This window comes from Ferrovibrio xuzhouensis, from assembly GCF_042648965.1.
In the GTDB taxonomy this organism is placed as follows: Bacteria; Pseudomonadota; Alphaproteobacteria; order Ferrovibrionales; family Ferrovibrionaceae; genus Ferrovibrio; species Ferrovibrio xuzhouensis.
Window position 1 is genome coordinate 1729425 of the sequence record NZ_JBHRYJ010000001.1, and the last position, 14658, is coordinate 1744082.

At 66.9% G+C, this 14658-nt stretch carries 16 protein-coding genes; 12 read left to right on the forward strand and 4 right to left on the reverse strand.

Features of this window, described 5'->3' with window-relative positions:
- The first annotated feature begins 17 nt into the window (after positions 1-17).
- Entirely contained in the window at positions 18-899 is an 882-nt protein-coding gene (locus ACFOOQ_RS08580; RefSeq protein WP_379724455.1) for a hypothetical protein, read from the forward strand.
- Here the strand turns inward: ACFOOQ_RS08580 and ACFOOQ_RS08585 are convergent.
- Positions 886-1722 (reverse strand): hypothetical protein, encoded by an 837-nt coding sequence (locus ACFOOQ_RS08585; RefSeq protein ID WP_379724458.1) that lies wholly within the window; start codon positions 1720-1722, stop codon positions 886-888. The genes ACFOOQ_RS08580 and ACFOOQ_RS08585 overlap by 14 nt on opposite strands.
- Before the next feature lie 258 nt (positions 1723-1980).
- Positions 1981-2460, reverse strand: coding sequence for a helix-turn-helix domain-containing protein (locus tag ACFOOQ_RS08590; protein ID WP_379724461.1), 480 nt, complete (start codon positions 2458-2460; stop codon positions 1981-1983).
- Between the two features lie 639 nt (positions 2461-3099).
- On the opposite strand from ACFOOQ_RS08590, the gene ACFOOQ_RS08595 reads away from it, so the two are divergent.
- The 11 genes from ACFOOQ_RS08595 to ACFOOQ_RS08645 all read left to right on the forward strand — a co-directional run bounded on the left by ACFOOQ_RS08595 (position 3100) and on the right by ACFOOQ_RS08645 (position 12479).
- Entirely contained in the window at positions 3100-5433 is a 2334-nt protein-coding gene (locus ACFOOQ_RS08595; RefSeq protein ID WP_379724464.1) for a methyl-accepting chemotaxis protein, read from the forward strand.
- Between the two features lie 390 nt (positions 5434-5823).
- Entirely contained in the window at positions 5824-6303 is a 480-nt protein-coding gene (locus ACFOOQ_RS08600) for a hypothetical protein (RefSeq protein WP_379724467.1), read from the forward strand.
- A gap of 155 nt (positions 6304-6458) precedes the next feature.
- Positions 6459-7052 (forward strand): imidazoleglycerol-phosphate dehydratase HisB, encoded by a 594-nt coding sequence (gene hisB, locus ACFOOQ_RS08605; RefSeq protein ID WP_379724469.1) that lies wholly within the window; start codon positions 6459-6461, stop codon positions 7050-7052.
- 9 nt (positions 7053-7061) lie between these two features.
- Positions 7062-7517 (forward strand): DUF2628 domain-containing protein, encoded by a 456-nt coding sequence (locus tag ACFOOQ_RS08610; RefSeq protein WP_379724472.1) that lies wholly within the window; start codon positions 7062-7064, stop codon positions 7515-7517.
- Position 7518: 1 nt separating this feature from the next.
- Positions 7519-8163 carry an imidazole glycerol phosphate synthase subunit HisH gene (gene hisH, locus ACFOOQ_RS08615; RefSeq protein WP_379724475.1) on the forward strand — a complete coding sequence of 215 codons (645 nt, stop codon included), beginning with the start codon at positions 7519-7521 and terminating at the stop codon, positions 8161-8163.
- 9 nt (positions 8164-8172) lie between these two features.
- A complete protein-coding gene (locus tag ACFOOQ_RS08620) occupies positions 8173-8727 on the forward strand; it encodes a GNAT family N-acetyltransferase (protein ID WP_379724478.1) in 555 nt (184 codons plus the stop codon).
- Positions 8724-9452 (forward strand): 1-(5-phosphoribosyl)-5-[(5-phosphoribosylamino)methylideneamino]imidazole-4-carboxamide isomerase, encoded by a 729-nt coding sequence (gene hisA / locus ACFOOQ_RS08625; protein WP_379724481.1) that lies wholly within the window; start codon positions 8724-8726, stop codon positions 9450-9452. The genes ACFOOQ_RS08620 and hisA overlap by 4 nt, the downstream gene beginning before the upstream one ends.
- On the forward strand, positions 9449-10213 hold the full coding sequence (gene hisF, locus ACFOOQ_RS08630) for an imidazole glycerol phosphate synthase subunit HisF (RefSeq protein ID WP_379724484.1): 765 nt from the start codon (positions 9449-9451) through the stop codon (positions 10211-10213). The genes hisA and hisF overlap by 4 nt, the downstream gene beginning before the upstream one ends.
- A 17-nt stretch (positions 10214-10230) precedes the next feature.
- On the forward strand, positions 10231-10560 hold the full coding sequence (locus tag ACFOOQ_RS08635; protein WP_379724487.1) for a phosphoribosyl-ATP diphosphatase: 330 nt from the start codon (positions 10231-10233) through the stop codon (positions 10558-10560).
- Between the two features lie 30 nt (positions 10561-10590).
- Positions 10591-10965, forward strand: coding sequence for a histidine triad nucleotide-binding protein (locus tag ACFOOQ_RS08640; RefSeq protein ID WP_379724490.1), 375 nt, complete (start codon positions 10591-10593; stop codon positions 10963-10965).
- Between the two features lie 29 nt (positions 10966-10994).
- A complete protein-coding gene (locus ACFOOQ_RS08645) occupies positions 10995-12479 on the forward strand; it encodes a M81 family metallopeptidase (RefSeq protein WP_379724493.1) in 1485 nt (494 codons plus the stop codon).
- Between the two features lie 18 nt (positions 12480-12497).
- On the opposite strand, the gene ACFOOQ_RS08650 is transcribed toward ACFOOQ_RS08645, so the two are convergent.
- Both ACFOOQ_RS08650 and ACFOOQ_RS08655 read right to left on the reverse strand, forming a co-directional pair.
- On the reverse strand, positions 12498-13280 hold the full coding sequence (locus tag ACFOOQ_RS08650) for a 3-hydroxybutyrate dehydrogenase (protein WP_379724496.1): 783 nt from the start codon (positions 13278-13280) through the stop codon (positions 12498-12500).
- A gap of 35 nt (positions 13281-13315) precedes the next feature.
- Complete coding sequence (locus ACFOOQ_RS08655; RefSeq protein ID WP_379724499.1) at positions 13316-14479, reverse strand: patatin-like phospholipase family protein; 1164 nt, start codon at positions 14477-14479, stop codon at positions 13316-13318.
- Between the last annotated feature and the right edge of the window lie 179 nt (positions 14480-14658).

The following is a 14658-nucleotide window of genomic DNA, read 5'->3' on the forward strand; positions in this document are numbered from 1 at the left end:
GCCGCGTGGGGGTGGGCATGAACTATCTGATCGATACGTCCGGTCGCTGGTGGCGCTGGCCGTCCGAGCTGCTGGCGGAAAAACTCGGTTATCCGAATCCCGATTTCGATCTCGCCGGCTATGCCGCGCGCAATCTCGGCTATGTCTGGCTCGAGGTGCGCGAGGACGTCACCCTGCTGCAGTTCCGCGCCGGCATGCTGTCGCCGGCGGTGCTCTCGACCCTCGAATCCTATCTGGAGAGCGCCGTGAAGACGACGCCGGTCGGGCTTGTCTTCTACCTGATGGGCTGGATGGAGGAGGTTTTTCTGGAGGCCGGGGCAGTGTCGCCACGGCTGCGCGAGCTGGCCAATCTGCGCGAACCGCGCATGCGCGACAAATTCATCCGGGCACCACAGCAGCTTGACAGCTGGCGGCACAGCGGCCAGCAACGGCTGGTCGGGCTTTACGACCTGTGGCGCGCCAACAGCGGCCTTTATGACAAGAGCGTCGACCGCTATCTGCAGAGCAGCGAGATGATCAACCGCACTCTGCTGGTTGAGGATCAGCCCAATATCGGACTGACGCTGAAATTTTCCGGCGATGGCTTCTCGATCTACGACAATTTCAAGCTCAAGCAGATGGTCGGCCGGCGGCTGACCGATCAGCCGGATCCGCAATACGGCCAGTGGACGGCGGTTTCCTATCTGGAATGCATGCAAAAAGGCGATCCGCTCGCCGACGACATCGATGCCATCATCGAGGCGGAGGGTCATGATTCCCGCCGTCGCCGCTACCAGCGTCTGATTCTGCGCTGGCGCGACGGCAACGGCGGGCGGTTTTTGTCTGGCAGCTCTCTGGTCACACCGCATATTTCTGTGCCGCTCGGACTAGAGGGCGCCCGGAGCGTCAGTTCGGTCTGACGGCGACGGGTTCAGCCGCCGGCAGCGGCTGAAGCGGCCGGGCCTCGTGGTTCTCCGCGTCGGCCAGCAGTTGCGGGAAAGCCAGCATATCGGCCAGCATTTCCATCCGCGGCATCCAGACCAGCGATGCCTCGCAGCGATCCGCCACCGGCGCCATGAACCACAGGATGCCCGGCTCGACGCGGTTATAGCCATAGGCCTGGGCTACCCCTTTGCTGACCAGCGCGTTGCTGACCAGGCTGAAGGTGTATTCGGTATCCCACTTGGTCAGCGCCAGCGCCCGCGAGATGCGAGGCAGGATCATCGGCATCAGCCGCTTGCGGTATTCCGGATGGATCCAGGTGCCGCCGGAGAAAACCGCCTTGCCGCGGATCGTACGCGCGCTCGGTGCCTCGACCGAGCAGGATTCGCCGTCCCGCTTCTGCCGTTCGGGATGCGGATAGAACAGCCGCAGGCTGGTCAGGTAATCGGCCAGCGTTTCGTCGCCGAAGTCGAAGAAGCGGGCAGCCTGGGTGCTGATGATCTCGCCCTCCTCGTTACGGCCGATCAGGCAGAAGCCGTTGCCGGCATTGATGCCGCCGACATGATGCTCGAAGGTCGGCACCAGGCGGTGCCAGCTCGGCCGGTTCTCCTGGTTGATGGCTTCCAGCATCTCGAAATCGGTGCTGAGCGACAGGAAGACGCCGCGGTCGCGGGCCGCCTTGTCGGCTTCGAGAAAGAAACGGCCGAGCTGATCGCGCGGACCGTGATCGAGCGTGAGCTGGTCGGGCAGACGCTGCCGGCGGGCCTGCAGGATCTGGGTTTTGAGCGTGTGAATGGTCATCCATGCCTCCTTTAAGTGTGGACGGCAGGATGATTGCACTTACCTCCGCAAGATTCTCACGGAGATGACAGCCGAAAGGCGATCTCCTGTGGACAACTACGTCAGAGCGGATTGTCCGGCCGGTTGTGAAACCGGTGGCAGGTATTGCGCGCGGCAATCACGGCTGGCGCCAATAAAGTCGGCGCCCATAAAAACGGGCCGCGGCGATGGCCGCGGCCCGGAAGGCAAAACAGGCGGGAGGAAAAGACCGTGCCCGGATCAGGCCGGTTCGTCGCCGGCCGGGGCCGCGACGGCAACGGCCGCCGGCTGCTCGTCCTCGCCCTCGGCCTTGCCGCTGTAGGAGGTCGCGGCGGCCTTGATCAGCTGGAAGATGCGGTCGCGCACCGTGGGATCGCTGATCTTGCCGAAATTGCGCACCAGCTCGAGCGCCTGACGGCGCGATACCGGGCTCTTGTCCTGCTCGATCTCGGACACGACGGCATGCTCGGGCCGCGCCTGCGGCTGCTGCTCGACGCCAGGCATGTCCTCGAAGAAGTAGGACGGCGGCACGTTCAGGATCTGGGCGAACTGCTGCAGGCGGCTGGCGCCGATGCGGTTCAGGCCCTTCTCGTACTTCTGGATCTGCTGGAAGCTCAGGCTGACCGCCGTCCCAAGCCGCTCCTGGCTGAAGCCCGCCAGTGTCCGGCAGGCCCGCAGCCGCGACCCGACATGGGCGTCATAGGGGTTCGGTTTGCGCATGACCTTCTCCATTACAAGTGAGTCAAAGGTTGTAATAATGATAGCGTCTTTACCATTAGTTGCCAGTCTCTGCTACCGGGTTGTAAATCGTCCGGGGCACAAAGCTGCGGCGATTCCGGTAACTTATACATTGGTGCAGAGCGGCAAATCCGCAAGACGCGAGAATGGTTTAGGGCTGAGCGACCGTGGCTTGTATTCGCGCCGGGCGTCTAGGCAACGGCCCGCGACATAATGTAAATATTCGATAACATGGGCGCCGCCACCAGGGTTGTGGCGGCATCGGAACCGGTCGGCCGGGGTTGCAAGGGTCGACACGGAATCCGGGGGGAGACATCGGGAGCGGCATTGCTGGGTGAACCCCGCAGCCCTGGCTGCGGGCCTGTTCGGAAGTCCTGATGGTGTCCTGCCGCGTCTGTCCTGTGCCGCCCGTACCGCTGCCGTGGCGTCATTCCGTCCATAAGACATTCTTATCCGCCGGCATCCGAACTGACGATTGGACGCCGGCCGCTCCGTCATGCTGCCATGCCGGCCTGTGCGGCCACCGCACAGCCTGCCTGCCTGCCCCTCATCCCGCCCATCCCTCTTCTGTCCGGCCGGCCCGCTGTGCCGGCCGGTCCCGCTGATTCAGGAGCCTGTTCCATGGTGCATGCCGATATCGCCGCCGCCGATGCCGCCTCTGATCCGGTCATCGGCACCGATGCCGACAGTCATGTCGTGACGGAACATGCGCCGCGCCGCCTGCCACCGGTGCTGGCCTGGTTCGCCGGGCTCGGCATCCGCGTGCGCATCGCCATCGGTTTCGCCGTCGCGCTGGTCCTGCTGGTGGTGGTGGCGGTGGCCTCGGGCATCGGCATCCAGCGCGGCGATCGCGCCTTCACCAATTACGATGCGATCTCCGAGAACGGCCGCCGCATCCAGCAGTTCGAGCGCGACATCGTCGACCTGCGGCGCAACCTGCTGCTCTACATCGAGCGCGACAATCCGCGTGGCCTGCTGGCGACCCGTCATCTGGAACCCGACCTGCGCGAGACGCTGAAGGCGGCGACCGAAGCGGAGGGCGACAGTGCGCGTCATGCCCTGATGGAGCAGATCCAGCCTTTGCTCGATCGCACCTTCACCAACCTCGCCAAGGCCATCGAGGCGCGCAACAAGATGAAGGCGATCAACGGCAGCCAGCTCGACGTCTATGGTCCCAAGGCGCATGAAGAGCTGCTGCAGCTGATCCGCACGGCGATGCGCAGCAACGACATGGCCACCGCCACCGAGGCCGGCCTGGTACTCGATGCCTTCGCCGATATCCGGCTCGCCGCCACCCGCTTCATCGGCCAGGGCGAGATGAGCATGGCCAACGAGGCGCGCGGCAAGGTGAAGACCTTCGTCGACCTGATCGACACGCTGAAAAGCTCGCTCGACAAGCCGGCGCTGGTGCAGTCGGCCGAGGATGCCGAGAAATTCGCCCGCCTCTACGAGACCGGCATCATCGACGCCGCCAATGCGGCGCAGGACATGAACACCCTGATCTACCAGACCATGGAAGACGACATCGCCAAGATCGCCGACCTCACCCAGCAGGTGAAGGTGAGCGAACTGGCGCAGCTCAAGGCCGAGCAGTCCGGTGCGGCGCTGGCCTTCCGCGCCACCTTCATCACTGTCGCCGTGCTGTCGGTGGCGGCGCTGGTGCTCGGCCTGCTGTTTGCCCTGCTGATCGGTCGCGGCATCGCCAACCCGATCGCGGCCCTGACCGAGGCGATGACCGTGCTGGCCGGCGGCGACTACGGCGCTGCGGTGCCGGGCCTCGACCGCCGCGACGAGATCGGCCGCATGGCCAGTGCCGTGCAGGTGTTCAGGCAGAACGGCACCGAGAACGAAAAACTCCGCCAGGATGTCGAGAGCGAGCGACAGGCGTCCGAGCGGCACCGCCAGGCGCAGGATGCCCTGCTCGACCGCGCGGTCGGCGAGATCGTCGCCGCCGCCGCCGCCGGCGACCTCGCCCAGCGCATCGACACGGCATCACTCGATGGCGTTGCCGGCAAGATCGGCAGCGGCGTCAACCGCCTGCTCGATGCGGTGGCCGGTGCGGTCGACGAGGTCGGCCGCGTGCTGGCCGGGCTGGCCGAAGGCGACCTGACCCGCCGTGTCGCCGGCGAGTATGCCGGCGTCTTCGCCCGGCTGAAGGAGGACGTCAACAGCGCCAGCACCACGCTGGCCGAGGCGATGCAGCGCATTGCCGAGAGCGCCAATACCGTGCGCGCCGCCGCCGGCGAGATTTCCACCGGCAGCCAGGATCTGGCCAGTCGCACCGAAAGCCAGGCGGCGACGCTGGAACAGACCGCGGCCGCGATGCACGAGGTCACGATGACGGTGAAGCAGAATGCCGACAACGCCCAGGCCGCCAACCAGCTCGCCACCGCGGCGCGCGATACCGCCGATCGCGGTGGTTCGGTGGTGGCCGAGGCGGTCCGTGCGGTGACCCGCATCGAGGAGAGCGCGCAGAAGATCGCCGACATCGTGTCGCTGATCGACGAGATCGCCTTCCAGACCAACCTGCTGGCCCTGAATGCCAGCGTCGAGGCGGCCCGCGCGGGCGAAGCGGGGAAGGGCTTTGCCGTGGTGGCGCAGGAAGTCCGCGCGCTGGCCCAGCGGTCGGCCAATGCGTCCAAGGACATCAAGGGGCTGATCGCGGAGTCGAATGCCCAGGTGAAGACCGGGGCCCAGCTGGTCAACCAGACCGGCGCCTCGCTGGTCGAGATCGTCACCGCGGTGAAGAAGGTCTCGGACATCGTCGCCGAGATCGCGGCGGCCTCGGCTGAGCAGTCGCGCGGCCTTGAGGAGGTCAACGGCGCCGTGGTCAACATGGACGAGATGACCCAGCGCAACGGCGCGCTGGTCGAGCAGACCTCGGCCTCGGCCCAGGCGCTGTCCGAGCAGGCCGAGGAGCTCGCCGGCCTGCTCGGCCGCTTCCGGGTCGCCTGATCGCCCCTGGCCTCTCGCCCGGCGCCGGCCTTCCCCTTTTTCCCGTGAACCGGTTGCATATCCCGGAGCCGCGTTCCATTTTGACCCCCATGACGCATACAAGGGTATCTCCGCAACTGATCATAAAAGAGGAATCTTTTTTGATTTCTACTCGCCAAAAAAGAGTAATGCCGCTAGTATGGACTCGTAGAACGAGTCCGATGGCCTGTAATTAAAGGGATTTTTGCTGCTTCAGGCTGTGGACGAGGCAGGACGTTCTGTACGCCGACCACCCGAGAGCCGAAACTGGGCGATGGTGATGCGAGGAAACTTTTCCGGCAGGTTTGAGCAGGCGGCGGCGGCCTTCGCCCCGGCTGTTTCGCTGCGCGTGGCGTGACCGGAGCCGATGAAATGGCAGATCGGCTCAATCGCGCCCTCATCCTGTTGCAACCGGCACCCTTACCGGTTGATCTGATCGACAACCCATACCGCACGGACCAGTGGCTCAGCATCGTCAACACCCTGCACCAGGCGGTGCTGGTGCTGCTGGTCGATGCCGCCTCGGGCGCGCTTCCGGCGGCCCGGGCCCCGGAAAGCCGCGGCGACCAGCTGATGCGGCGCTTCCGCCGCCTGACCGACGGCCTGCCGGTGGCCTGCCTCAGCGGCGTGCCGCCGGTGGCCAAGCTCGGCCTGCTGCGGCCGCTGCTGGCCGATCTCGAGGCGCGCGTCCGTCGCATCGCCGAACAGAACAGCCTCGAGGCCGGCGCCATCGAGGCCCGGCTGCGCCAGTACCGTACCGCGCTCGGCATCATGGCGGCCCGGCTGGCTTCGGCCGAGCCGCTGCCGGCCGAAGCCGGCCTGCGGCAGCCCCGGGTGGTGCCCGGCCACTGAAGCCCGGTCACTGAGCCGGCCGACCGCGCCCGGCCGGGCCTGCAACCTGCCTAGCCTCGCCCGCCGGTTCCTGCTATACCGCGCGCGGACCGGTTCCCGGGCCGGCCCGCAGGCCGGGCCACAGGAGGCCGGCCCGTGCTGGAAGGAGACCGTCGATGGCCGCACGTAAGGCCAGTGTTGCCCGGAAAACCAAGGAAACCGATATTACCGTCAGCGTGAATGTCGACGGCACCGGCAGCTACAAGGTGGCGACCGGGGTGGGCTTCCTCGACCATATGCTCGAGACCTTCTCGCGGCACAGCCTGATCGACCTCGAGGTCCAGGCCAAGGGCGACATCCATATCGACTATCATCACCTGACCGAGGATACCGGCATCGTCATCGGCGAGGCGGTGGCCAAGGCGCTCGGCGACCGCGCCGGCATCCTGCGCTATGGCGATGCGCTGATCCCGATGGACGAGGCGCTGACCCGCGTCGCGCTCGACATCTCGAACCGCCCCTACCTGATCTGGAAGGTGGCGTTCAGCCGGCCGAAGCTCGGCGAGATGGATACCGAGCTGTTCAAGGAATGGTTCCAGGCGTTTGCCCAGAATGCCGGCATCACCCTGCATGTCGAGAACCTGTACGGCGAGAACAACCACCATATCGTCGAGACCTGCTACAAGGGTCTCGCCCGGGCGCTGCGACACGCCTGCACCGTCGATGCGCGCAGCCCGCAGGCTGTGCCGTCGACCAAAGGCTCGCTGTAAGGGGCTTTCATGCGCTTTTTCACATTGCATGAGCGCCCCGGCAACGGCGGCGATGTGATCGCCGTGGCCTCGGGATTCTCCTGGGCCGCGGCGCTGGTTCCCCTGCTGTGGCTGCTGTGGCACCGGCTGTGGCTCGGCCTCGCCGGGTATGTCGTCTTCAGCGTTGCGCTCGGCCTGGTCACCGAGTTCGGCGGCATCGCCGACCCGGCCGCCGCGCTGATCGCCCTGGCCGTCGGCTTCCTGATCGGCTGCATGGCCGCCGATTTCCGCCGCTGGACGCTTGCCCGCCGCGGCTGGCGGCTGGCCGGCGTGGTGCTGGCCGGCTCCGCCGCCGAGGCCGAGGCCCGCTGGTTGCACGCGCCGGAAAACCGGAGGGCCGCAACCGCGCGCCCGGCCGGTGCACAGCCGTCGCCCGCCGCGGCCCGGCCCGGCCCGGCCGACAGCGCCTTCCCGAGGCTGGTGTAAGATGAAGCTCGCCCTGATCGATTACGGCTCCGGCAACCTGCGCTCCGCCGCCAAGGCGCTCCAGCGGGCCGCCGCCGAGGATGGCATCGCGCTGGACCTGGCGGTGACCAGCAATATCGCCGATGTGCATGCGGCCGACCGCATCGTGCTGCCCGGCGTCGGCGCCTTCGCCGACTGCTATCGCGGCCTTAGCCAACTCGACGGCATGATCGAGACGCTAAACGATGAAGTTCTGCGCAAAGCCAAGCCGTTCTTAGGCATCTGCGTCGGCATGCAGCTGATGGCGACCGTCGGCCGCGAGCATGGCGAACACAGGGGACTGGGCTGGATCGACGGCGCGGTGGAGCTGCTGCAGCCGTCTGATCCGGCGCTGAAAATCCCCCATATGGGCTGGAACCAGCTACGCCTGCTGCAGCCGCAGCACCCGGTGCTGGCCGGCCTGAAAGACGGCGACCATGCCTATTTCGTGCACAGCTACCACCTGAAGCCGGCGGATCGCGGCGTGATCCTTGCAGAGGCCGACTATGGCGGCCCGGTGGTCGCCGCCGTGGGCCGCGCCAATATGGTCGGTACCCAGTTCCATCCGGAAAAAAGCCAGGCGACCGGTCTGCGGCTGCTGGCCAATTTCCTGCGCTGGACACCTTAGGGAAGCGTCATGACGATCAAGGTCAAGGACATCACCCCCAATGCCGTGGTCGAGAAGGTCGCCGCGCTCAGCGACGACGAGCTCGACGAGCTGTGCGAGGCCGCCGAGAAGGCGATCCTCGACGGCAATGGCTTCGGCTGGCTGACGCCGCCGCCGCGCCGCGTGCTGGAAAGCTACTGGCGCGGCGTGCTGCTGATGCCGCAGCGCGACCTCTTCGTTGCCCGGCTCGACGGCGCCATCGTCGGCTCGACCCAGCTGCTGCGACCGCCGCCGAACAACGAGGCGCAGGCCCATGCCGCGCAGCTCACCACCTTTTTCATCGCGCCCTGGGCGCGCGGCCATGGCCTCGCCCGCGGTTTGCTGAAGGCCGTCGAAGAGACCGGCCGCGCGGCGGGCTTCCAGCAGATCGATCTCGACCTGCGCGCCACCCTGGCCGCCGCGATCCAGCTGATCGAGCAGGCCGGCTACAAGCGCTGGGGCATCAAGCCGCGCTATGCCTTCATCGACGGCAGCCATATCGACGGCTATTTCTACACCAAGCTGCTGGCGGAGACGGCCGCATGAACCTCTATCCCGCCATCGACCTGAAGAACGGCGAATGCGTCCGCCTCAAGCAGGGCGACATGGCGCAGGTCACCGTGTTCAACGCCGATCCGGCAGCACAGGCGAAGGCTTGGGCCGCGGCCGGTTTCCGCTACCTGCATCTGGTCGATCTCGACGGCGCCTTCGCCGGCAGGCCGGCCAATGCGGCCGCCGTCAGGGCGATCCGCGCCGCCATCGACCTGCCGATCCAGCTTGGCGGCGGCATCCGTGACGAGGCCACCATCGAGGCCTGGCTCGACGCCGGCATCACCCGGGTCATCCTCGGTACCGTGGCGGTGCGCAACCCGGAGCTGGTGAAGCGAGCCGCGAAACGCTGGCCCGGCCGCGTCGTCGTCGGCATCGATGCGCGCGGCGGCCGCGTCGCCGTCGAGGGCTGGGCGGAAGCCAGTGACCTCGATGCGCTCGAGCTGGCCAGGAAATTCACCGATGCCGGCGTCGCCGCCATCGTCTACACCGACATCGACCGCGACGGCCTGCTCAAGGGCGTCAATGTCGCCGCCACCGCCGCGATGGCGCGGGCCGTGCCGATCCCGGTGATCGCGTCGGGCGGCCTGGCCGGCATCGAGGATCTGGTGGCGCTGAATGTCGAGATCGCCGCCGGTGCGAAAATCGACGGCGCCATCCTCGGCCGTGCGCTGTATGACGGCCGCATCGACCCGGCCGCGGCGCTGAAGGAGGCGGCATGAGCCTCAAGGTCCGCATCATCCCCTGTCTCGACGTCAAGGACGGCCGCGTCGTCAAGGGCGTCAATTTCGTCAACCTGCGCGATGCCGGCGATCCGGTCGAGCAGGCCGCGGTCTATGACGCCGCCGGCGCCGACGAGCTGACCTTCCTCGACATCACGGCATCCTCGGACGCGCGCGACACGCTTTACGACGTGGTCGCCCGCACGGCGGAACGCTGCTTCATGCCGCTGACCGTCGGCGGCGGCGTGCGCCAGGTCGAAGACGTGCGCAAATTATTGCTGGCCGGCGCCGACAAGACCTCGATCAACACCGCCGCCGTCAACCGCCCCGAATTCGTGCGCGAGGCCGCCGAGAAATTCGGCAGCCAGTGCATCGTCGTCGCCATCGACGCCCGCCAGGTTGCGCCCGGCAAATGGGAAGTCTTCACCCATGGCGGCCGCAACGGCACCGGCATCGACGTGGTCGCCTGGGCCAGGCGCATGGCCGAGTATGGCGCCGGCGAGATACTGCTGACCTCGATGGACCGCGACGGCACCGAAAAGGGCTTCGATCTCGCCCTCACCCGCGCCGTCGCCGATGCGGTGACCATCCCGGTGGTGGCGTCGGGCGGCGTCGGCAATCTGGACCATTTCGTCGAAGGTGTAGTCGCGGGCCATGCCTCGGCGGTGCTGGCAGCCTCGATTTTCCACTTCGGCCGGCATAGCATCGGCGAAGCGAAGCGCCATATGGCCGAAGCCGGCATACCGGTGCGGCAGCAGTAAGGGGAGAGACCGGAGCGATGAGCGACAACCGCGATACGCTGGAACGACTCTACGACGTCATCGTCAGCCGCAAGGGCGGCGACCCCGCCGTGTCGCATACCGCCAAGCTGTTCGCCAAGGGCCGCGCCAAGATCGCCCAGAAGATGGGCGAGGAAGCCGTCGAGCTGGCGATTGCCGCGGTGTCCGAGACCCGCGAGGCGATGGTCTCGGAAAGCGCCGATCTCGTCTTTCACCTGCTGGTGCTATGGGCCGAATGCGGCATCACCATCGATGACGTGCGCGACGAACTGACCAAGCGCGAGGGCCAGTCGGGCATCGAGGAAAAGAAGGCCCGCCAGCTCACCTGATTTCCGCAGCCCCAGAGCGAGAGACGACCGATGGCCAAGGCCTATGACAGCAGCAACGTGTTCGCGAAAATCCTGCGCGGCGAGATTCCCTGCAAGAAAGTGCACGAGACGACGTACAGCCTCGCCTTCGCCGATATCAATCCGCTCGCCCCGGTGCATGTGCTGGTGATCCCCAAGGGCGCCTATGTCGATTTTGATGATTTCGCCGACCGCGCCTCGCCCGAGGAAATGGCCGATTACGTGAAGGCGATCGGCGACACGGCGAAGATCGCCGGCGCGGCGGACGGCGGCTATCGCCTGCTCAGCAACTGCGGCGTCAATGCCAACCAGGAAGTGCCGCACCTGCATGTCCATATCTTCGGCGGCCGGCATCTCGGCCGCATGCTGAAGAAGGACGGCGACTAGCGGCGCGGCGGGCAAGGGAGAGCCGCGCCATGCGCCTCTATGCCGCCGCCCTGTTCACCGAAACCAACACCTTCTCGCCGATCCCGACCGCGCGGGCCGGCTTCGAGGAGGGCTGTCACGCCGCGCCGGGCCGCTATCCCGATTATTCCTCGCCCTATGGCGCTCCGCTGTGGGAGGCGCGCCGCCGCGCCAAGGCCGACGGCCATATGCTGGTCGAGGGCCCGGTCGCCTATGCCCAGCCGGCCGGCACCACCACGCGCGCCGCCTATGAATCCTTGCGCGACGAGCTGCTGGATCATCTGAAACAGAACCTGCCGGTCGACGTGGTGCTGCTCGGCCTGCACGGCGCCATGGTCGCCGACGGCTATGACGATTGCGAGGGCGACCTGCTCGCCCGCATCCGTACGCTGGTGGGCCCGGATACGGTGATCGGCGCCGAACTCGATCCGCATTGCCAGCTGTCGCAGGCGATGCAGGACAACGCCGACATCCTGATCTGCTTCAAGGAATATCCGCATATCGATTTTGCCGAACGCGCGGTCGAGCTGGTCGATCTCTGCCTGCGCGCCGCGGCGGGCGAGATCCGCCCGGTGATGGCGAGCTTCGACTGCCGGATGATCGATATCTACCACACGACGCGCGCGCCGATGCGCGGCTATGTCGACCGCCTGTCGGCACTGGAAGGCCAGGACGGGATTCTGTCGGTCTCGGTGGCACATGGCTTCCCCTGGGGCGATGTGCCCGACCTGTCGACGAAACTGCTCGTCGTTGCCGACAGGGATGCCGGCAAGGCGGCGGCGCTGGCCGAGACTCTCGGCCGCGAACTCTATGGCCTGCGCGGCACCACCGCGCCGAAGTATCTCACCATCGACACGGCGCTCGACCAGGCGCTCGCCCACAACAGCGGTACCGTGGTGATCGCCGAATCCGCCGACAATGCCGGCGGCGGCGCGCCGTCGGATGCGACCTTCCTGCTGCGCCGCGTGCTGGAGCGCGGCATCGCCGGGGTGGCGCACGGTCCCTTCTGGGATCCGGTCGCGGTGTCGCTGTGCTTCGCCGCCGGTCCGGGCGCGCGGCTGCCCTTGCGCCTCGGCGGCAAGACCGGGCCGATGTCGGGTGCGCCGCTCGATCTCGAGGTTGAGGTCCGCTCGCTGGTCCGCAACGCGATGCAGAGCTTCGGCGCGGCGCAGATGCCGCTCGGCGATGCGGCCTGCCTGCGCGTGCTGTCGTTCGACGGCCAACCCGCCGGCGATGATGTCGAGGTCGTGGTGAATACGCTGCGCAACCAGGCCAAGGGCCTCGAGCTGTTCACCGCGCACGGCATCGACCTCGCGCAGAAACGCATCGTGGTGGTGAAGTCGAGTCAGCATTTCCATGCCGCCTACGCGCCGGTCGCGCAGGATGTGCTGTATGTCGGCGGCCCGGGCGCCATCGCCGCCGACATCGCGCAGCTCGATTATCGCCGCATCACGCGGCCGAAATGGCCCTTCGACGCCGATCCGCTCGGCGCCTGACCTCTTCGGTGACTGTCGTCACTCCATGAACCAGCCGTGGCTGACCACCAGCGACTGACCGGTCAGCGCGTTGGAGGGGAAGCTGGCGAAGACCAGCGCCACTTCGGCGACATCCTCGATGGTGGTGAATTCCTGGTCGACGGTCTCGCCCAGCATGACGCGGTTGATGACCTCCTGTTCGGAAATCCCCAAGGTCTTGGCCTGTTCCGGAATCTGCTTGTCGACCAGCGGCGTGCGCACGAAGCCCGGGCAGATCACATTGGCGCGCACGCCCTTCTTGCCGCCTTCCTTGGCGATCACGCGGGCGAGGCCGAGCAGGCCGTGCTTGGCGGTCACATACGGCGCCTTCAGCGCCGAGGCGACCTTGGAATGCGCCGAACCCATGAAGATCACCGAGCCGCTACCGGCCTTGTACATATGCGGCAGGCAGGCCTTCGAGGTCAGGAAGGCGCCATCGAGATGGATCGCCAGCATCTTCTTCCATTCGGCGTAGGTGAACTCCTCCACCGGGTGCACGATCTGGATGCCGGCATTCGACACCAGCACGTCGACGCCGCCCCAGGCCTTCACCACCTCGGCGACGCCGGCATTGACCTGCTCCTCGCTGGTCACGTCCATCGCCACCGCCATCGCGGTGCCGGGACCCATCTTGGCCAGTGCCGCCGCGGTCGCCTTGGCGTCGTCGAGCTTGAGGTCGGCGATCACGACTTTCGCGCCCTCCTCGACATAGCGCTTGGCGATGCCGTGGCCGAGGCCGCTGGCGCTGCCGGTGATGATGCAGACCTTGTCCTTGAGTTTCATCGGGGAGTCTCCTTTACGGTCAGTATGTAGGACGATCAGGATTCGGCGCGGGTCAGGTCGAAGATGGCGACGCCGGCTTCGGGTTTCTTGCGCTCCAGCCAGTCCTTGCGCTGCAGGCCGTGGCGCACGTCGTCGCGGCCGGCGGTCCAGCGTTCCTCCATCGACAGGCGGGAGAATTCGTAATCCTTCGAATCGGTGTCGAAAGGGCGGCGCCGGTTGATCAGATGCGCAATCGTAATGGCCGCGTTGCAGCTCCAGTACTCCAGGCTGACCGCATCAGGGTCATCGCGCAGCTCCGGCGGCAGTTTTTGTACCAGCCGCCGCGCGGCGCGGCGCATGGTCTGGGTCTGACGGAACTGGTCGGTGTTCAGCCGGGTGCGGCTCGAATAGCGGATTTCCTTCTCGCGCTGGGCGACGTCGAAGATGGTCTCCGGCATGGGGCCCTTGGCGCTGAACAGGTCGACCTGGAAGATGCACATGTCGCTGCGGTCGCCGGTATATTCCAGCACGTAGTTGAGCGGCGTGTTCGAGACGATGCCGCCGTCCCAGTACAGCCGGCCCTCGATCTCCACCGGCGGCAGGCCGGGCGGCAGCGCGCCGGACGCCATGATGTGCTCCGGCCCGATGCGGGTATGGTGGCTGTCAAAATACGTGAAGTTGCCGGTCTCGAGGTCGACGGCGCCGACGCTGAGCCGGATGCCATCATTGTTCAGCCGGTCGAAATCGACCAGCTTTTCCAGCGACGCGCGCAGCGGCGCGGTGTCGTAATAGCTGAGTGCTCCCTTGCTGCCCTGCCAGACGGCAAACGGCGGCGGCATGCGTGGCCGGAAGAAGCCGGGGATGCCGAACAGGCTGCCGGCCCAGGCGGCGGTCTGGCTCAGCAGCCGGCGTTCGGCATCGCCGCCGAGGATCGGCTGCTGCATCAGGCTGGACGAGGCGGTCTCCCAGAAGCTGCGCAGCGCGGGCAGGCGTTTTTCCGGCGGATTGCCGGCGATCAGCGCGGCATTGACGGCGCCGATCGAGATGCCGGCCAGCCACTGCGGGCTGTAGCCGGTTTCCGCCAGCGCCTCATAGGCGCCGGCCTGGTAGGCGCCGAGCGCGCCGCCGCCCTGCAGCACCAGCACGGTCTGCTCGCCGGGGCGCGGCCCTGCAGGGTCGGGCACGGCAAGCGGTGCGGCAGGAGGGGTGTCGGATGCCATGAACAGCTCCGGGGAAACTGCCGCCGGAACCGGCGGCCGGAAGGGGATGCGGTGTCGATAGTCTAGCGTATTTGTGACAGGGCAGCAGCGGCGTAAGGCAGGAATGTGGCAACCCTGCCGTCTGCGCGCAATTGCCGCAAGCCCGCCGGCGGCTTGACCTCCATCAAGGCGGCGCGGGC